Genomic DNA, 17,851 nt, shown 5'->3' with positions numbered 1-17,851 from the left:
TGGGTGTTTTTTTTCTTCCCCGGCGCCCACCCCCCCCCTCCCCCCCCCCCCCCCTCCCCCCCCCCCCCCCCCCCCCCCCCCCGGCTCCGCGGAGCAGTCAGACCAGACGGATGCCTCCGGGCGGATCGTCGGCCAGGCGATCGGCTCTTGCTGATGTGGACCTTGCCGGAGCGTCGGCCGGCCGACTCGTAGCTGGTCGGGTCAGGCCGTATTGGCGGCCGGGCAACTGGCGCAGGTGAAATGGGATTGGGTGTTCTGTTCTTCCGCTCGCGCCGCCCTACTCTAGCTAGGCTTCGTTCAGTTCCCGCAGGTGACAGGCGTGTTGATGCCCACCGACACCGACACCGACACCGGCGCGGCGCGGCCTGACGACCAAGACGATTCACATTGGCTGACCTCAATTCGAGCGGCCGATGGCCATGAACTACGGGTAGAGGTGTACGCCATGAGCCACCAACTGCCGTCTGCCAAGCTCATCTCCCGCCGCGTTGTCCTGGCGGGCATTGGAGCCGCCGCCGTCGCGGGACGAGCCCCTCGTGCCGTAGCGGCGACCCGCGATCGGCATCCTGAGGACTTCGATGCGTCCGTTCCGCTCGCCTGGTTCGACCTTGCGCTGGCGCTGACGCGGACGACACCTGGCTTCACGCCGCCGGTGTCGGCGCGCGCGTTGGGCTACGCGGGTGTGACGCTGTACGAGGCCGTCGTTCCGGGATCCCAGCAGTACCGATCGCTCGCCCGGCAGTGGCCTGGTCTACGCGGGCTGCCTCATGGCGAGCGGAGCGACAACTGGCCGGTCGTGGCCAATGCCGCGCTCGCCGGCATCCTGCGCTCGCTGTATGCAAACACGAGTGCGGCCAACCTGGCCGCGATCGACGCATTGGAGGCCGAGCTCAGCGAGCGTGTACGCCGCAACTCCTCCCATTCTGAGGTCGCCGCGTCGGCGCGGCGTGGTGCGCAGGTGGCGCGCGCGGTGTTCGACTGGTCTCGCGGGGACGGCGGCCACGAGGGCTATCTGCGCAACTTCCCGCCGGACTACGTGCCGCCCTCCGGCCCTGGGCTTTGGGTCCCCACCCCACCGGCGTTCCAGCCTGCGCTGCAGCCGGGATGGGGCGACAACCGTCCTCTGGTGTTGCGCGCCTGCCCCAGTTGCGCACCCGACGATCCCACCCGCTACTCCGAGCAGGGACAGTCTGCCTTCTTCAGAGAGGCGCGGGAGGTGTACGACGCGGTCAACAACCGCACGCCGGAGCAGGAGGCGATCGCGCTCTTCTGGTCCGACGACCCGGGCGTGACGGCCAGTCCCCCAGGTCACTCGATCTCGGTAGCGACGCAGGTGCTGCGCCTCGAGGACGCGTCGCTGATGCTCGCCGCCGAGACTTGTGCCAAGGTCGGCATGGCCGTGTGCGACGCATTCATCGCCTGCTGGAAGACGAAGTACATCTACCACCTGCTCCGCCCGGTCACGTACATCCAGCGGCTCATCGACCCGACCTGGTTGCCGCTGCTGAACACGCCGCCCTTCCCGGAGTACACGTCGGGCCACTCGGTACAGTCCGCCGCCGCGTTCGGTGTGCTCGCGGACCTGTTCGGTGACTCGTACTCGTTCGACGACCACACGCACGACAACCGGGGGCTCGCGCCGCGGCGTTTCGACTCGTTCAGTGCGGCCGCCGAGGAGGCGGCGTTATCCCGGTTGTACGGCGGCATTCATTTCCGCCCGGCAATCGAGCGAGGGCTTACCCAGGGACGATGCATCGCCGAAGCGGTCAACGGGCTGCCCGTGCGCCGCTTGAAGCGGCACGGACTTCAGCTGGGCACCCCGGGAACGGGGCGCGATCAAGCGTAACGGCCATGGGATCTCCGGCGACCAACCGAACCGCCCGATCCCGCAACCCACCCGGATAGTGCAGTTCTGTGGCATGACTCATCCTCACAGTCGAGTCTCCATGGAACCCGGGTGGTTCACCCAGGTGGGGGACCGCCACCTTGACTTCCGCGAAGGCCGGGACGCGCTCCACCGGCAGTGCCTATCGTCCGTGAGTGCGCGCAGAAAGCTCTACGAACTCCATCTGCACTTTCCCACCACAGCGATCGAAGAGGACCCACATGAACATCCGTAGGACATCGGCTCGTGCGTTCATCTCCATCCCGCTTGCGTTGCTGTCCGTCACTTTGGGCACAGGGGTGGCGCACGCAGCGAGCATGAATGGTGCTGCTGGTCAGATGCCGGCCAAGTACGATGGCAACACGATCACCGTCAATATGAAGGAAATGCCGGACGCTGCTTCAGCCGCACTGATCTTGCACAATTCAAGCATCAACACGATCTATGCAACGAACGACCTGGACGAGGAGCAGGACTTCTTTCCTGTGATCGATGCGATCCAGGGCGACGGGTTCAACCCCCTGTGGCAGCAAGTCCTCATCGAGTTCAATGCGGGATCCACTCCTCACCAGTTCCAATCCGACGAGGAGGTCCTGGACGCTGCGGAGGCAGGGGAAATCACTCTCCACGTGACGGACGAGGTGTATCGCTGTTCAGTTGTGGGCCGGAAGTAATAGCGTCGCGCAATGAACCTGCCCGCCTCGCAAGCGGCGGGCAGGTTCGTGCGGCTCCTTCAGCCTTGGACGCAGGTCCGGGCGGTGATTGTCCGGGATTGGCTCTAGCCTGTCCGCATGCCTGCCGAGACCTCGATGGACGTGGATCACCTCGCGATCCGGCCTCTGGTGCCCGACACCTGGCCCGCTTTCGCCGACCTGGTCGCGCGGCACAACGGCGTGTTCGGCGGGTGCTGGTGCACCTGGTTCCACACACTGTCCCGCGACAAGGAGCGAACCTACGAGGGCAACCGCGACCTCAAGTGTCGCTTGGTCGAGGAGGGGGCCGCCCGACTACCGTGTCACCTGCATCTTCGTGGACCGACGCTACCGCCGACGCGGGGTCGCGATGCTGGCCCTACGAGGAGCTCTCGACCTCATCGCCAAGGCTGGCGGCGGGGTGGTCGAGGGGTACCCGCACGACATGTCGAAGCAGCCGATGGGGAAGAAGATGTCGTCCTCCTTCCTCTACAACGGCACGCGCAGGATGTACGAGGACGCCGGCTTCACGTACGAGCGGTCCAAGGGTCAGAAGAACTGCGTGATGACTCGGACGATAGCGCCCGCCTGATCGCGTTGCCCGCCGCGACCTCAGGGGCGGTCACCGTGCACGGTCGGGGTCCGAAGCGAGGTACCGCAGGCCGCGGGTGAGGAAGGTCCGGGGGTTGGTGTCGAGATACCGGGCCCAGGATGGGTCCGCCTCGCCGCGCAGCCAGGCATACCGGGCCAGGGCGTATCCGTACATGGGTTCGGTGAGGTAGCCGAGTCGGCTGGTGTGGGTGTAGGTGAAGCGGCCGCGGGCCTGTCGGGTGTACTCAAAGGCGGCGTTGGCGGTGAAGATGCCGAGCCCGAAGAAGACGGTCAGCAGATCGGTGAGGGGTTCGTGGTCGGCCCGGTCGGCGTTGATCCGGCCGTCGCCGAGCAGCAGGACGTGGCCCAGTTCGTGGGCGAGGGTCGCGACCAGAGCCATCGGCTGGTGGGCCTGGGCGTCGCGGATACCGATGACGGACCCGCCCGAGTGGCTACGGTGATCGCCGGCAGCGCCCGACCACCGGGTCTGCAACGGTACGTGTCCGGCCAGGTCCGGGTCGTCGTCGTCCGCGACGTATTCCAGCTTCACCCGGGCCGGGTCGATGTCCATCTGCCGGCAGAGTTGACCGAGAACGGTGCGGACGTCGTCGCGACTGGCCCGGTAGACGCCCGGAAAGTAGTCGTCCGTGGGAAGGACCACCTCGCCGTGCAGCCGATCCTCGCCGAACTCGGTCACGAACCAGTCCAACGACCGCTCGATCCAGCGCTGCTCCTCGGGTCGCACCGGGCATTCGACACGTCGCCACCACGCCATGACCCACAGTTTGCGACCTACGTGCCACCCGTGGTGGAACTGCGGGCCGACGGGCGGCGCCGCCACTCGCACCGACTTCTCCAAAACCGCCTTGTTGTCTCGCTGACCCGTGCCTACTGTGCGGTGATGCTCTCGCGAACGCTGACGGTGACCTGCGATGCGCACGACCCGCCTCGCCTGGCGCAGTTCTGGGCCGGCGTGCTCGGCCGGGAGGTCGTCGAGGACGCCGGTGGTGCGCTCCTGCCTGGCGACGACACCCAGCCCAGCCTCCGGTTCGTCCCGAGCCGCGCGGAGAAGGTGGGGCCGAACCGCCTGCACCTTCACCTGACCAGCGCCAGCCACGCCGACCAGCAGCACATGGTGAAGACGGCGCTGGGGCTCGGCGCCAGCCACCTCGACGTCGGGCAGCGCCCCGAGAAGGGGCACGTCGTCCTGGCCGACCCCGAGGGCAACGAGTTCTGCGTGATCGAGCCGGGCAACGCCTTCCTCGCCGGGTGCGGCTTGCTCGGGGAGATCGCCTGCGACGGCACCCGGGAGGTCGGCCTCTTCTGGAGCGAGGCGCTGGGCTGGCCGCTGGTGTGGGACCAGGACCAGGAGACCGCGGTCCAGTCGCCGCACGGCGGTACGAAGGTCGCGTGGGGAGGCCCGCCCGTGGCCCCGAAACACGAGCGGAACCGGCAGCGCTTCGACCTCGCCCCGGCCGGCGGCGACCAGCAGGCGGAGGTCGACCGGTTGGTCTCCCTCGGGGCCACCCGGCTCGAGGTCGCTGAGGACGGCGCCGTCGTGCTGGCCGATCCCGATGGCAACGAGTTCTGCGTGAAGGGGAACTGACCACAGCGCGGCGCGGTCGACGCGGCAGCCTGCGCAAGGCCGTGGAGCCTAACTGGGTGGTCCGATCGGGATGGATCGGTGACCATAGGCGACATGGCGAGGGACCGGGCATGAGGTTGCCACTTCAGGGCGGGCTGCCGCCGGTGGATGCGGTGGCCGGCACAGTCGTGGAGATCGCCTGTGACGAATCAGGGTTCTCCGGCACCAATCTGCTCGATCCAGCCACCCCGGTGATCACACACGCGAGCGTCGACCTGCGCGAGAAGGAGGCGGCTGGGCTGATCGCGACGCTGCGGTCCGGTTTCCGCTTCTCGCCGAACGAGTTCAAGTCCCGACAGTTCCTCCGCCGCCCCGAAGCGGGTGAGGTGCTGGAGTGGTTCCTGGCGGCGTTGCGCGGCCGGGCACACGTCCACCTGGTCGACAAGCAGTACTTCCTCGTCACCCGCATCGTCGATCTGCTGCTGACCGAGCCGTCGTACGCGGCCGGTACCCGTCTGACCCAGGAACACCGATCGGCCGCCCTCGCCCTGTACCGGGCCGGGCGCTCGGCCGGTTCCGACTGGGCGGTCTTCGTCGCGGCCTTCGTCGAGATGCTCCGGATCAAGCGGCGAGTCCGGCCGGATCACCGGACCGTGGAACGGTTCTTCGAGGCACGGGATGCGCTGGTACGGCACGGGCTGGACGCGCAGGCCGAGGCGGTCCTCCACGGACTCAGCCGGACCCGGGTGGGCGCCATCCTGGCCAGGCTGAGCGACGACGACCGGTCGATTCCGCCACCGCTGGAGCCGATGCTGCCGGCGTTGGCCGAGACCGTCCTGTTCTGGAGCGGCGGGCGGCGGCGGGTGCTGGTGGTCCACGACGAGCAGAGCGCCCTCACCGCCGACCGGTTGCGGCGCCTCCAGCGGGTACTGACCGACAGCGCCGGACTGTCGCCGCTGGCCGGGCTGGTGATGGTCGACTCCCGGGACGATCCGCGGGTCCAGGTCGCCGACGTGCTCGCCGGGGTGGCCCGGCGGCTGCCGGGGATCGTCGACGACGGCCCACTCCAGCCGTTGCTCTCCCCGACCTCACTGCGCGATCCGATCGGTGACGCCCTACCGACCTGACGGTCAAGCGGGACACGGCCACCGCAGCCCGCCGGGCGGGCGGAGGGTGGATCGGGCGACAGCGAGGGCCAGACCCGCTCGGGCCAACTGGTCAGCTCATGGCGACGGCGTACGCCTCCTCGCGCACGTCGGCGTCCGGATGCCGGCGCAGGCCGACCAGCAGATCGCGCCACGGGGCCTTCCAACCGAAGCCGGCCCCATGCCGGACCAGCGCCACCGCGAACAGCCCGCCGGCGAGGTCGCCGCGACCGGCCAGCCGCGCGACGGTGTCGGTGAGGGTCGCCGGGTCGGGCCATTCGCGGAGGCTTCGCAGGCGGGCGCCGACGCGTTCGGCGGTGCGGGTCCCGAGGACGGGCCGGCCCGCGCACAGTCCGGCGATCTCGTCCAGATTGTCCAGCCGGCCGAGGTCGACCAGCAGCCCGGTGGCCGTGCCGGCGTAGGTGGGCCGGCCGGCGAGCCACCGCGCCGATTCGATCAGCGCGGTCCGGTCGGCACTGGCGGGCCGGCTCCCGGACCGGACGGCCGCGCCGCGTACGAGGAGTTCGATGCGGCGTCGAGCGGGGCGGTCCGATGCCGGGTCGCCCGGATGGTCGTCGTCCGCGTCGAGGTCCACGAGCCGGGCCAGCGCGGCGCCGAGCAGCGTGTCGCCGCCGGCCTTCAGCAGGTTGGGGACCTCGATGTGCGCGATCGTCTCGTCGAGGTCGGTGAGCCGGTCCACGACCAGGTCGGTGACCCCGACCAGCCACGGCGACCATTCCCCGAGCTGTCCGAACGCGGCGCGCCGGACCTCCCGGTCGGCGGCGCGGCACGCCTCGACGATGAGCGCGCCGTAGCGCCGGCGGTGCCGCTCCGGGATCGTGTACGGGTAGGCGCTCAGGACCGCGCGCCGCTCCTCCCGGCTGCCGTCGACCGCGGTCCGCAGGATGGTCCAGCTCGCCTCGGTCTGCAGCCGCTGCCGGGCGGCGGAGACGATCGCCGCGCGCACGTCACGGTGCGTGTCCGGGTTCGTGTACGCGTCGAGCAGCGTCGCCATCACCCGCGGCGGCCCGTAGCGGGCCAGCAGCCGGCCCGCCTCCTTCCGGCTCGTGATCTTCGCGGGACCGGTCACCACCTCGGCGAGCAGGTCGGCGAGCCGGGACGGGGGGACGTGCCGGGCAGCCCGGCCGGCCGCGTACAGCGCGACCCGGGCCCGTTCGCCGTCGGCGTACCGGAGCAGCACCGGCAACGCCTCGTCCGGCCGGTCGGTCCAGACCAGCGCGCCCAGCGCCGCCTCGGCGATCGGTACCTCCGGGGCGTCGAGATGACGCAGCACCAGTTCGCGGCCCGCGTCGCCGACGCCGGCGGCGGCCCGGATCGCCGCCACGCGCTGCCACACCCCCTGCCCGGTGTCGGCGACGACCAGCTCCTGCAGGTCCACGAAACGTTCCTGCTGGCGGGGCAGCCAGCGCTCGGCGTGCAACGCCCACGCGGGCACCCATCGCGTCCCCGGTTCCACGAACCGGCCGCGCGGGCGGCGCTTCAGCACCCGGTCGAGCAGGTCGGTGCGGGAGGTGCAGATCGTCGCCCACACCTCGTGGATCGTCACCGCCGACGCATCGACATCGAGCACCTCAACCACTCGCGCCGAGCGCGTACGCGGATCGTCGAGCCACAGCCCGATCGCCGTCCGGCCCACCGAGGGCAGCGTGTGCGGGCCGATCGCCCGACGCAGCAACTCCTGCAGCTGCGGCAGCCGCCAGGCGCGCTTGCCGAACGCGTGGGTGAGCGCGAAGAGCGGACCGTACCGGCCGCGCGTCATGCCGGCCTCGACCCAGCCGCGCAGCCGCTCGAAGACCATCGTCTCCTGCCCGTCGCGCAGCACCGGGTCGAAGCGGCGCAGCACCGGTACGGTCGCGCCCGCGCTGACCAGGTCGATCGTGAGCAGCGCCCACTCGCGCAGCTCCGGCACGGCGACGTGGTGTTGCAGGACGTCGACCGCGAGCGAGCTCAGCGCGGTCATGGTGGCGGCGGAGGAGTCGCGCGCGTCGACCGCGTCGGTGGTCAGCTGCGTGAGCCCGGCCGCCGTCCCCGCGGTGAGCAGCGGTGCCACCTTTCCCAACGCGGTGAGCGCGGCCGCGCGCACCGGATCCTGCTCGTTGCGCAGCCGGCCGAGCCGGACGATCACCTCGGCCACCGCCCGCGGGTCGCGGGAGCGGCGGGCGGCCTCCACCAACAGCGCGTAGCCGTGCGCCCGCTCGTCGGCGTCTCCGGAGCGCAACGCGAGATCCAGCGCCGCGGACGCGTCCGGCCAGGACAGGTACGCACTCCAGGTGCGCACCTCGGCCTCCCGCTCGCGGATCCTCGGCAGGCCCAGCACCCGGGTCGCCTCGCGGATCCGCACCGCGGCCGGCAGCACCTCCATGACCTCGGCCGCCGGAATCAGCACTGCGGTGTCGGCGTCGGCGAGGGCCCGGCCGTACAGTTCGCCGCGCCGGCTCGGCGCCACGGCGTCGAGCAGCGCCGCCAGCGCCCGGCTCTGATCACGGAACCGGCCGGCGAGCGGCACCAACTCGTCGGTGGGCAGCGCCGCGAGGCGGCGCAGCAGGGCCGGCGGCGGCACGGTCCGCGTCAGCCAGGCCGCGCGGCCCGGCGTGGTGAGCAGGCGGGCGACGCGACTCGCGTCGTGTGCCGCGAGCCTTCCGTACGAGACCAGCGGGCCGGGCAGCGACTCCTCGGGTGCGTACCGTTCGAGCAGGTCGAGCGCCTGAGCCGGGTCACTCCGCAGCACCGCACCGGCGGCACCGCCCCAGATCCTCCCGCGCAGCTCGGGCGGGGCCGCGGCCAGCCGCTCGCGGATCCGGTCCAGCAGCGGGCCGGGGTGCCACCGGACCAGCCGTTCAAGGTTGAGCACGTGCTCCAGGTCGGGCAGCAGCGCCCGTACCGTGTCGGCGCCGCAGGCGGGCAGCAGCGCGGCTGCCTCCTCGTCGCCGAACTGGGCCCGAACGCCGATGATCAACGCGTCAGCGACAGCGGGCGCATGCCGACGGCGCAGGGTCCGATAGACCCGCCGCCGCTCCATCGCCGGCCGGTCGACAAGGTCGCCAGCCAGGACGCCGACACGCAGCGCCGCGCTGAGCGCGGCACCCCTGATCGACGGCTGCGGGTCGCGCGTCGCGGCGGCGATGCCGTCCGCGTCCCGGGCCACCATCGCGGCGACCAGGGCGAGACGCCGCTCGTGGGGGCACCGCTCGCGCAGGTCGGCGCAGACCCGGGCACGGTCGGGCGCGGTACGCGCCCACTCCGCGAGGCGGTTCATCCGTCTGCCGTAAGGCAGCGGATCGAGCGAGGTCAGCAGGGCACGGGTGGCGGCGAGCACGGCGATCATTCTGCCCGTGACCGCCCCGGGATGAGATCAGTTATTCCTTCGCCAGGCAGCCCCGGGCGGCTTACGCACGAGGAGAACTTCGGGTCGCGGATCCGGACCGTCGCGTGTCTCTCGGGCACTGCGGCCCGGATCCGTGCTGCCCCGTCCGGCCGGCGTGCCGGCATCATGCCGTGCGCAGCGCCGTGGCCGGGGAGAGACGGGCGGCCCGCATAGCCGGGTAGACGCCCGCCAGCCCGCCGATGAGGATGGCAGCGGCCAGTCCCGCGCCGATCGCGGCAGCCGGCACGAGGGTCTGCCAGCCGCGGACGGTGGCCATCGCGTACGTGACCGCGGTGCCCAGCAACACCCCCGCCATGCCGCCCCCCACGCCCAGCAGCAACGACTCGACCAGGAACTGGGCCGCGACGTGCCGCCGGGTGGCGCCCAGCGCCCGACGCAGCCCGATCTCGCCGCGCCGCTCGAGGACCGAGATCACCAGCACGTTGGCGATGCCGATGCCGCCCACCAGCAACGCCACCGCGCCGAGACCCAGCAGCAGAACGGTGGCTCCGCCGGTGACCGCGAGCCGGGCGGTGAGCGCTTCCGAGGGCCGGCTCACGGCGACCTCCTCGGGGTGGGCCGGGTTGGCCGCCCGTCCCAGCAGGCCGGCCACCTCGTCGGTGCGCTCGGTCTGCGCCCGCACGAAGATCCGGGTCGGGTTGCCGTCGTACCCGAATTGGGCGGCCGCCACCGGCGCGCCGATCAGCGCCGACGCGTCCAGCTCGGGCGCCAGCTCGACCGGCGCCATGATGCCGACCACGGTGTACCAGCGGTGGCCGAGGTAGACCTGCGGGTGGCCGGTGACGTCGCGGATGCCCAGCGACGTGGCGGCGTAGTTGCCGAGCACCACCGCCGGATAGCGGGCCAGCGCCGCGTCCAGGAAGCGGCCGTCCACCAGGGTGCCGTCCAGCGTGGCGAGCAGCGCCGGGTCGGTGACCCGCACGGACAGCCCGCCGGTGCGCCCGGGCGGTATCCGGTCGTTGCGATAGATCCGCACGTCGAGGGTCGCGGTGGCCGCCGAGGTGAGCACCCCATCGGTACGCGCCACCGCCGTGCCCGCGGTCACCGGCAACTCGGCCTCGTCCCCGCGGATGGTCTTGCCGTTGGCCACGGTGAGCAGGTTGGTGCCGACCCGGTCGATGCGGGCGAGCACGTCGGCCTGGCTGGATCGGGTGACGCCGAGCACGGCCACCATGGCGGCGATCCCGATCGCCACCCCGAGGATGGACAGCGCCGCCCGTCCGGGCCGCGACCGCAGGCCCACGGTGCTCACCGGCAGCAGGTCGGCGACGCGCAGGCGGGACCTCACGACGCACCCCCGTTGTCTGCGACCACCAGGCCGTCCCGCAACTGGATGCGGCGCCGCATCGCCGCGGCGACCCGCTCGTCGTGCGTGATCACCACGATGGTGACGCCGTCATCGTTGAGCTCGCGCAGCAGTTCGACGATCCCGGCGCCGGTGACGGAGTCGAGGTTGCCGGTGGGCTCGTCGGCCAGCACCACGGCCGGGCGGCCGACCAGCGCGCGGGCGATCGCCACCCGTTGCCGCTCGCCGCCGGACAGATGCGCGGCCGGGAAGTCGGCGCGGTGGGCCAGGCCGACCCGCTCGCATGCGGTGCGGGCGGCGCGCCGGCGTTCGGCGGCCGGCACGCCGCGGTAGAGCAGGCCGTTCGCCACGTTCTCTGCCGCACTCAGCCGCTCCAGCAGGAAGAACTGCTGGAAGACGACCCCGAGGAGGTGTGCACGCACGCCGGAGAGCTGCCCGTCGCGCAGCTTCTCGACCGGGTGGCCGGCGATGCGTACCGAGCCGCTGGACGGGCGGTCCAGGCCGGCGGCGAGGTTGAGCAACGTGGTCTTGCCGGAACCGGACGGGCCCGCCACGGCCACCAGCTCCCCGCTGTGCACGGTGAGGGTGACCCCGCGCAGCGATTCGACGGGCGGCGTGCCCGGGTAGACCTTGCGCGTGTCGATCAGCTCCAGGACGGCGGTCATGTCGCCGGCACCTCCACGGTCTGGCCGGCGGTGAGGCCGCGGACGATCTCCACCTGGCCGGTGCTCTCGTCGAAGCTGCCCGGTTCCACCTGGACCGCCGCCCCGCCGGCCAGACGGACCTGGTAGCCGCCGCCTGGGCGGGCGAGCAGTGCGGCGATCGGGATCAGCAGGACATTGCGGCGGGCGCCGGTGACGATGTCGACGGTCACCGGCGCCTGGTCCAGGTTGGAGCCGCGGGGCAGGCGGACCGCGATGGTGAGCGGGATCGTCGCCGTGTCCGGGTTCGCCGGCTGCTGCGGGCCGTTGCTCTCGTTACCCGAGGGCGTCGTCGCGACCTGGCCGACGGCGGTGACCCGACCGGGGATCGGGTCGGCGTCCGGCAGGCTGACCTCGACCTGGTCGCCGGTGTGTACGGTAATGCGCTGCGCGGTGTCCAGTTGGGCGGTCACCGCCCGGCTCGTCGACGTTCCGGTGAGCACTGTCGTGCCGGGCCCGACGGTGCCGCCGACCCGGACCTGGAGCTGGGTGACGCGCAGCGGGGTGGGCAGGAAGACGACCTGGCCCTGGGTGAGTCGTCCGGAGCGCTGGTACGCCGGCCGCCCCCAGGACGCCTCCCAGCGCCGGATGGCCGTGGCCGTGGCGGCGCTGAAGTGCCGGTCCACGGTGATCCGGTGGTACGGGTCGAAGCCCATGGCGACCAGGTTGCGTTCGAGTTGGCGCACGTCGGGGCCGTCGCTCATCCCGTAGCGGAAGTCGCGGTAGGCAGGAACGCCGCCCAGCAGGAGGCGGACCGGCGCGTCGGCCACCCGGTAGAGGACGCCGCCGCGGCCGATCGTGTCGCCCGAGTCGGGCGCCGCGGTCAGCACGCCGGGCGCGCCCTGATGGTCGAGAGTGTAGGAGCCGGCGTACCCGAGGATGCCGCTGACCTGGACGCGCTCGGTGAGCGTGCCTTGGGTGACCTTCGCGGTTCCGACGGCCACCGAGGCGGCGGGGGTCTCGGGGCCGCTCGGCGCGGAGCGGGCGGCGTAGGCGACGCCGGCGGCGAGCGGGGCGGCCACCGCGACCGCGAGCACGGTGCCAGCCCCGCGGCGGCGGGTCACTTCTTGCCTCCGCTGTTGTCCTGGATGCGGACGCCCTCGCTCCAGATGTGCCGGCACGCCTGGGCCGCTGGGTTCATCTGCTGGGGCGGGACTCCGTTGGCCAGCGAAGTTCCGCTGAGGTCGAATACGCCAGCGGCATCCGGGTCGGGGAACTCGGGGATGCCGTGCTCGCGGATGCACTTGGCGTACTCGGCGAGCTTGCGCAGGTCGTCGGCCGAGAGCTTGTCCTTTGGGCGGAAGGCCGTCGGGGGGTACCGGTCCTCGATCGACTTGCACGCCTCGATGATTCCCGGATGGTTCCGTAGGTCCGACTTCCATTCGTACCCGCCCTGAGGTGGGAACGAGAGGTATCCATCCGAGGTGAGCTCCGCGTCCGGCATCCGGGTCATGCCGTGGCCGCGCATGCACTGGACCCACTCCTGGCCGAGGGCGAGGAGCTGCTGCCGGCTCACCGACGCGGACGCCGACGGGCCTGGCGCCCCAGAGGCAGAGCCGCCGCGGTCGCATCCGGCGACCCCGGCCCCGACCGCGAGCAGTGCGGCGAGGAACACTGTGGACGTTGTTCTGGTCATGGCTACACGGTGGCCGCCGCAGCGATGGAACTCATCGGACCGGAGTCGGTCCTTCGGCCGCCGCCGGTACCGCGGACGTAGCACCTGAGTCGGACGCTGCCGGGGCCTCCGCTCCCTACCATGGGAGGGTGCCCCGGTTCGTGCCGCGCCACTTTCTGACCGACGCCGCCCTGGCGCTGGTGCTGGTCGTGCTGACCGTGGGTCCCGGGCTGGTGATGGAATTCCTGGCCAGGACGAACCCGGATGCCGCGGCAGAGTACATGAAGAAGAACGTTCTCCCGGCGGACCAACTGTGGTGGATGTTCGCCGCGCTGATCGTTGTCGGCCTGCTGATCAGACAACACCATCCGCCGCTGGCCCTGGTTTTCGCCGGGGCCGGGACGTTCGGCCACCTGTTCATCGACGCCAAGTTCCAGCTGCTCGATCTGGCGCTCCCGCTGGTCCTGTACACCGTGGCCGCGATGGCCCGGAACCGGCGGCTCTCGCTCGCCGTGCTGGCGCTCGCCATGCTCCTGACCTACGCGACGATGGTGGGCGGCCAAATCTATGCCGAATGGCAGGAGTTCGCCAGCAAGCAGGGCGTGCAGGAGCAGGTCGAGCGAGGTTCGGGAACGAAGGTGGTCAGGCCGGTACCGCCACCGGCTTCGGTGTTCTCGGTCGACAGACTGGTCAATGTGGGCCAGGGAGTCATGGAGCTGTGGCTGCTGCTGGTCGCGGCGTTCGCGGTCGGTGACGCGATGCGCAGCCGGCGCGCGCACCTGGCCGCGGTCGAGCAGCGGACCGCCGATCTGGCCCGGGAGGAGCGGCAACGGGCGGTGCTGGCGGTCGCGGCGGAGCGCGCCCGGATCAGCCGCGAGCTGCACGACGTCGTGGCGCACGGGATCTCGGTGATGGTGGTGCAGGCGCAAGGCGCGTCCGCCGCGCTGGACCGGCACCCCGACCGTGCCGCCACCGCCCTGCAGCACGTGATCACCACCGGACGGGCCTCGCTGGCCGAGATGCGCCGGCTGCTCGCCGCCGGGCGCACCGATCCGGCCGAGGACGCGCCACTCACCCCGCTGCCGGGCCTCGGCGCGGTGCCCGCGCTGATCGACCAGTTGCGGTCCACCGGAATGCGGATCGAGCTGCACGTCGACGGGGTGCCCGCCGCGGTGCCCGCGGCGGTCGACCTGTCCGCGTACCGGATCGTGCAGGAGGCCCTGACGAACACGTTGAAGCACGCGGGCCCGGGCGCCGGCGCGGTGCTGCGGCTGGCCTTCGAGCCGGGACGGCTCCGGGTGGAGGTGACCGACGACGGCGCGGGCCTGGCGGACGGGGCGGACGGGCGCGGCAACGGGTTGCGTGGCATCGCCGAGCGCGTCGCCATGCTGGGGGGCGACCTGGAGGCCGGCCGGGCCGACAGCGGCGGGTTCCGGCTGTGCGCGACGCTGCCGCTGCAGGCGCGCGAGATCACGTCGGTACCGCGATGAGCGTACGGGTGGTGCTGGTCGACGATCAGACGCTGGTGCGCACCGGGTTCCGGCTGGTGCTGGAGGAGACCGGCGACATCGAGGTGGTCGGGGAGGCCGCCGACGGGTCGCAGGCCTTGCACGTGGTGGCCCGTAGCCGGCCCGACGTGGTCCTGATGGACGTGCGGATGCCGGGCCTGGACGGCATCGAGGCCACCCGCCGGATCCGCTTCGGCCCCCACGCGGCCCGCGTGATCATCCTGACCACCTTCGACCTGGACGAGTACGTGCTGGCCGGGCTTCGGGCCGGAGCCAGTGGCTTCCTGCTCAAGGACGCGCTCGCCGCCGACCTGGTCGCCGCCGTACGTGTGGTGGCCGCCGGCGAGGCGGTGGCCGCGCCCACTGTCACCCGCCGGCTCTTCGCGCACTACCTCGGCAAGGCCCCGCCGCGGCCGGAGACGAATGCGCGGCTGGCGGTGCTGACCGAGCGCGAGCGTGAGGTGCTGACCCTGGTCGCGCGAGGGCTGTCGAACGCGGAGATCGCGGCGGCCCTCTTCGTCTCCGAGAGCACGGTCAAGACACACCTCGGCCGGATCCTGGCGAAGCTGGGGCTGCGGGATCGGGTGCAGGCGGTCATTCTCGGCTACGAATGCGGCCTGGTGGAAATCGGCGACGACCGGTAGGGGTCAGGAGCCGTCGAGCGGTGCCTATGGTTGACCGCCGCTGGACAGGTGCGGTGCCAGGTAGCGGATCAAGGGGCCGCTCGGATCACCGTAGTCGAGGATGATGTCCGGATCGTCGTCCGCCGACGAGTTCGGCGCACCTGTCTCCTGGCGGTCGACCTCGCCGCCGCGTGCGGTGGGGACGGCGGGGGTGACCCGGATGGTCACGCGCTGCACGGCACGGTCCGTCTCCGTGTCGGATCCGCTCACGATGACGACGAGGGTCGAAGCGCCTTCCTGCTGTGCGCCCCCCGGGTCTGGTTCCGCCGGCAGGCAGCGGCAGGCGCGGCCACGGGCGTGCAACGCCTGCGCCAGGTGACCGACCAGGGCCAGGCGGGAGACGGGGCAGGTCACGGCCACCCGCAGGCCCTTGCCGACCGACGCCGCCACCACGGCGTCGGCGATGGTGGTGAGCGCTGCCCGTTCGCGTGCGATCACGGAGAGATCAGGCACGGCCGCGCCCCTCATTCAGGCTGGACTTCACCTCACTACAGGCGCGGCGAACCCGGGTGCCCGTTACATCGTGCCGCCTGAGCGGGCAGAACACCTAGGCGGTGACGAGCGGACTCCGCGCCCCCGCGGCGGCGCCGTTCACCATCCCGAGTAGCTGGTGTTCGGCTCGCAGGCGGTACGAACACGGCCAATATGCCTGGCAGTCCCGGCATCGGCGGCGGTCGTCGTCACGCTGTCGGTGCCGGACGACCAACGCCTGCCACTGCTCCTGATCCATGTCCATGCCCTCGGGATACCCACAAACACGACTTTCGTCACAGGAGCCCTTGGTCGGCCATGGCCTGGTCACAACGAGCGGAGTTGTCACGCGCGTGGAACACTCAGCTCATCGATCCGGCTCCACCCGGACATGGGGGACGTCATGGCGCTTCGTCGTGTCGCAGTGACCACGCTCGTACTGGCTCTCCTGGCCCCGGTCGGGCCGGTCGCCACCGCCGCACCACCGCCGCGTTCACTGTCGACGGTCGCCGTCAGCACCGCCTCCGAGCCGATCTTCGGGCCGGCCCAGGCCATCCCGGTGGGGTCGACCCCGGAGGCCACCGCGATCGGTGACGTGACCGGCGACGGTCGGGCCGACGTGCTGCTCGGCATGATGGTCGACGCCGAACCGTCCGACGTCTACGACCTGCTCGTCTTCGCGCAGCAGGCGGACGGCTCGCTCGCCCCGCCGGTGCGGTATCAGACGGGGCTCAGCCTCGGCGACCGGGCAGGTATGGGCGTCGCGGTGCTGGACGCCAACGGTGACGGGCGGCGGGACGTGGCGTTGTCCACCCGGGCGGGCGTGCAGCTGCTGACGCAGACGACGGAGGGCAGGCTGGCGATGGGTCGGCTCATCGCGGGCACCGTGGGCGCCGAGTTCATCGCCGCGGCCGACATGGATCGCGACGGTGATGCGGATCTGGTGGTCAACGGCGAGGCGGGCACGCAGCTGCTGCGCCAGGAACCTCTCGGCGTCTTCGGGGTGTCCCCCGTGGGGCCGGAGTGGGGATATGCCATCGCGGTCGGCGACGTGGACTCCGACGGCTGGCCGGACATTGCCGTCTGCGGCCAGCGCCGCGAGGTGCTCATCTACCACCATGCGACCACGGGATGGACCCGCACCGCCCACATCCCCGAGTTCGGCTACTGGGACGTACAGGAAGGAATCGAGATCGCCGACCTCAACGGAGACCGGCGCGCGGACGTGGCCGTCACGGTCAGCGGCAACGTCCCCGGGGCGCTGCTCAACGTGTTCCTGCAGACCTCGACCGGTGGCCTGGCCGCCCCCGTCGTCTACCAGACGCCGGACATCCCGGAGCCCGTCAAGGCGGCCGACCTGAATGCGGACGGGCGCCAGGATCTGGTCCTCGCGCACGGCGGCTGGCTGCAGGTCAGCGTGCTGCTGCAAACGTCCGGCGGCACGCTCGGCTCCCCGGTCTCCTACCCCGTCACGTGGAACAGCCACTACCTCAGCCAGGGCCTCGCGCTCGGGGACATCAACGGTGACAAGCGGATCGACGCGGTGCTCGCCGACCAGAGCAGCAACCTGGTCGTGCTGCGCAACATCTACCGGGCCGGTACCGCGCTGAGCGGCGCCACCAGTGCCACCACGGTGACCTACGGCGGCACCGTCACGGTGTCCGGACGGCTGACCCGCTCGGACACCGGCGCCGGCATCGCCGGGGTGCCGGTGCAGCTGTACGCCCGCCATAAGGGCACCACGAGCTGGGTGCTGCTGGGCGGCGCCACCAGCACCAGCACCGGGGCGGTGACGCTGACCCACCGGCCGAGCTGGAGCCTGGACTACCGGTGGAACTACCGGGGCTCGGCGACGTACCTGGGTAGCGCGAGCGCACCGCGCGCCGTCGGGGTGCGTACGGCGGTGGACGCGACCCTGTCGCGCGCCTCGGTCGCCCTCGGCGGGTCGGTGACCCTGTCCGGGGCGGTGATGCCGAGCCATCCCGGGCAGGTGGTGGATCTGCAGCGGCTGGTCAACGGCTCCTGGACCAACGTCGCCAGCCGGACGCTGACGTCGGTCAGCACGTACGCGTTCACGATCACGCCGTCGTCCCGGGGCACCTACTACTACCGGGTCCACAAGCCCGCCGACACCGATCACCTGGCCGGGTACAGCGGCACCCGTACCGTCACGGTCTCCTGACCCGCAGCGGCCGGCGGCCCCTCGGCGGGTTCCGGGTGGCCGCCGACCGCGAAACATTGACAGGTGATGATTTCTTTGAAG

At 71.7% G+C, this 17,851-nt stretch carries 15 protein-coding genes; 8 read left to right on the top strand and 7 right to left on the bottom strand.

The features are described 5' to 3' along the window. Window positions 1–325: 325 nt before the first annotated feature. The 3 genes from ACZ6S5_RS29710 to ACZ6S5_RS29700 all read left to right on the top strand — a co-directional run bounded on the left by ACZ6S5_RS29710 (window position 326) and on the right by ACZ6S5_RS29700 (window position 3,169). Window positions 326–1,846, top strand: a complete 1,521-nt coding sequence (locus ACZ6S5_RS29710) for a vanadium-dependent haloperoxidase (RefSeq protein ID WP_466005534.1) — start codon at window positions 326–328, stop codon at window positions 1,844–1,846. Window positions 1,847–2,106: 260 nt separating this feature from the next. Next, on the top strand, window positions 2,107–2,559 hold the full coding sequence (locus ACZ6S5_RS29705) for a hypothetical protein (protein ID WP_466005533.1): 453 nt from the start codon (window positions 2,107–2,109) through the stop codon (window positions 2,557–2,559). A 355-nt stretch (window positions 2,560–2,914) separates the two neighbouring features. Continuing rightward, window positions 2,915–3,169: a hypothetical protein gene (locus ACZ6S5_RS29700; protein ID WP_466005532.1), complete on the top strand. Its 255-nt coding sequence runs from the start codon at window positions 2,915–2,917 to the stop codon at window positions 3,167–3,169. Between the two features lie 30 nt (window positions 3,170–3,199). Here ACZ6S5_RS29700 and ACZ6S5_RS29695 read toward each other — a convergent pair whose 3' ends face one another. Next, entirely contained in the window at window positions 3,200–3,943 is a 744-nt protein-coding gene (locus tag ACZ6S5_RS29695; RefSeq protein ID WP_466005531.1) for a hypothetical protein, read from the bottom strand. A 126-nt stretch (window positions 3,944–4,069) separates the two neighbouring features. Between ACZ6S5_RS29695 and ACZ6S5_RS29690 the strand changes: the two genes are divergently transcribed. Next, window positions 4,070–4,774: a VOC family protein gene (locus ACZ6S5_RS29690; RefSeq protein WP_466005530.1), complete on the top strand. Its 705-nt coding sequence runs from the start codon at window positions 4,070–4,072 to the stop codon at window positions 4,772–4,774. Between the two features lie 110 nt (window positions 4,775–4,884). Beyond that, window positions 4,885–5,880 carry a DUF3800 domain-containing protein gene (locus tag ACZ6S5_RS29685; protein ID WP_466005529.1) on the top strand — a complete coding sequence of 332 codons (996 nt, stop codon included), beginning with the start codon at window positions 4,885–4,887 and terminating at the stop codon, window positions 5,878–5,880. A gap of 91 nt (window positions 5,881–5,971) precedes the next feature. Here ACZ6S5_RS29685 and ACZ6S5_RS29680 read toward each other — a convergent pair whose 3' ends face one another. From ACZ6S5_RS29680 to ACZ6S5_RS29660, 5 genes are all read right to left on the bottom strand, one after another. Beyond that, window positions 5,972–9,244 (bottom strand): hypothetical protein, encoded by a 3,273-nt coding sequence (locus ACZ6S5_RS29680; protein WP_466005528.1) that lies wholly within the window; start codon window positions 9,242–9,244, stop codon window positions 5,972–5,974. Window positions 9,245–9,407: 163 nt separating this feature from the next. Next, window positions 9,408–10,592, bottom strand: coding sequence for an ABC transporter permease (locus tag ACZ6S5_RS29675; RefSeq protein ID WP_466005527.1), 1,185 nt, complete (start codon window positions 10,590–10,592; stop codon window positions 9,408–9,410). Further along, a complete protein-coding gene (locus ACZ6S5_RS29670) occupies window positions 10,589–11,275 on the bottom strand; it encodes an ABC transporter ATP-binding protein (protein ID WP_466005526.1) in 687 nt (228 codons plus the stop codon). The genes ACZ6S5_RS29675 and ACZ6S5_RS29670 overlap by 4 nt, the downstream gene beginning before the upstream one ends. Then, window positions 11,272–12,375, bottom strand: a complete 1,104-nt coding sequence (locus ACZ6S5_RS29665; RefSeq protein WP_466005525.1) for an efflux RND transporter periplasmic adaptor subunit — start codon at window positions 12,373–12,375, stop codon at window positions 11,272–11,274. The genes ACZ6S5_RS29670 and ACZ6S5_RS29665 overlap by 4 nt, the downstream gene beginning before the upstream one ends. After that, window positions 12,372–12,947, bottom strand: a complete 576-nt coding sequence (locus tag ACZ6S5_RS29660; RefSeq protein ID WP_466005524.1) for a hypothetical protein — start codon at window positions 12,945–12,947, stop codon at window positions 12,372–12,374. Before ACZ6S5_RS29660 ends, ACZ6S5_RS29665 begins: the two co-directional genes overlap by 4 nt. A 128-nt stretch (window positions 12,948–13,075) precedes the next feature. On the opposite strand from ACZ6S5_RS29660, the gene ACZ6S5_RS29655 reads away from it, so the two are divergent. Together ACZ6S5_RS29655 and ACZ6S5_RS29650 are read left to right on the top strand one after the other, a co-directional pair. Next, entirely contained in the window at window positions 13,076–14,416 is a 1,341-nt protein-coding gene (locus tag ACZ6S5_RS29655) for a sensor histidine kinase (protein ID WP_466005523.1), read from the top strand. Next, window positions 14,413–15,078: a response regulator transcription factor gene (locus tag ACZ6S5_RS29650; protein WP_466005522.1), complete on the top strand. Its 666-nt coding sequence runs from the start codon at window positions 14,413–14,415 to the stop codon at window positions 15,076–15,078. Before ACZ6S5_RS29655 ends, ACZ6S5_RS29650 begins: the two co-directional genes overlap by 4 nt. A gap of 24 nt (window positions 15,079–15,102) precedes the next feature. On the opposite strand, the gene ACZ6S5_RS29645 is transcribed toward ACZ6S5_RS29650, so the two are convergent. Further along, complete coding sequence (locus ACZ6S5_RS29645; protein WP_466005521.1) at window positions 15,103–15,585, bottom strand: hypothetical protein; 483 nt, start codon at window positions 15,583–15,585, stop codon at window positions 15,103–15,105. 427 nt (window positions 15,586–16,012) lie between these two features. Here ACZ6S5_RS29645 and ACZ6S5_RS29640 point away from each other — a divergent pair, with 427 nt between their 5' ends. After that, on the top strand, window positions 16,013–17,770 hold the full coding sequence (locus ACZ6S5_RS29640; RefSeq protein WP_466005520.1) for an FG-GAP repeat domain-containing protein: 1,758 nt from the start codon (window positions 16,013–16,015) through the stop codon (window positions 17,768–17,770). Window positions 17,771–17,851: the final 81 nt, after the last annotated feature.

The sequence above is a fragment of the Micromonospora sp. NPDC051924 genome (assembly GCF_055586005.1).
The sequence above is the reverse complement of the archived record's forward strand: the minus strand, read 5'-3'. Positions and strand labels throughout refer to the sequence as shown.

What these genes read in the sequence shown, in the direction of transcription:
- ACZ6S5_RS29645 (WP_466005521.1), bottom strand. Translation starts at nt 15,585, where the DNA reads ATGAGGGGCGCGGCCGTGCCTGATCTCTCCGTGATCGCACGCGAACGG.
- ACZ6S5_RS29660 (WP_466005524.1), bottom strand. Translation starts at nt 12,947, where the DNA reads ATGACCAGAACAACGTCCACAGTGTTCCTCGCCGCACTGCTCGCGGTC.
- ACZ6S5_RS29695 (WP_466005531.1), bottom strand. Translation starts at nt 3,943, where the DNA reads ATGGCGTGGTGGCGACGTGTCGAATGCCCGGTGCGACCCGAGGAGCAG.
- ACZ6S5_RS29710 (WP_466005534.1), top strand. Translation starts at nt 326, where the DNA reads ATGCCCACCGACACCGACACCGACACCGGCGCGGCGCGGCCTGACGAC.
- ACZ6S5_RS29705 (WP_466005533.1), top strand. Translation starts at nt 2,107, where the DNA reads ATGAACATCCGTAGGACATCGGCTCGTGCGTTCATCTCCATCCCGCTT.
- ACZ6S5_RS29680 (WP_466005528.1), bottom strand. Translation starts at nt 9,244, where the DNA reads ATGATCGCCGTGCTCGCCGCCACCCGTGCCCTGCTGACCTCGCTCGAT.
- ACZ6S5_RS29650 (WP_466005522.1), top strand. Translation starts at nt 14,413, where the DNA reads ATGAGCGTACGGGTGGTGCTGGTCGACGATCAGACGCTGGTGCGCACC.
- ACZ6S5_RS29690 (WP_466005530.1), top strand. Translation starts at nt 4,070, where the DNA reads ATGCTCTCGCGAACGCTGACGGTGACCTGCGATGCGCACGACCCGCCT.
- ACZ6S5_RS29685 (WP_466005529.1), top strand. Translation starts at nt 4,885, where the DNA reads ATGAGGTTGCCACTTCAGGGCGGGCTGCCGCCGGTGGATGCGGTGGCC.
- ACZ6S5_RS29670 (WP_466005526.1), bottom strand. Translation starts at nt 11,275, where the DNA reads ATGACCGCCGTCCTGGAGCTGATCGACACGCGCAAGGTCTACCCGGGC.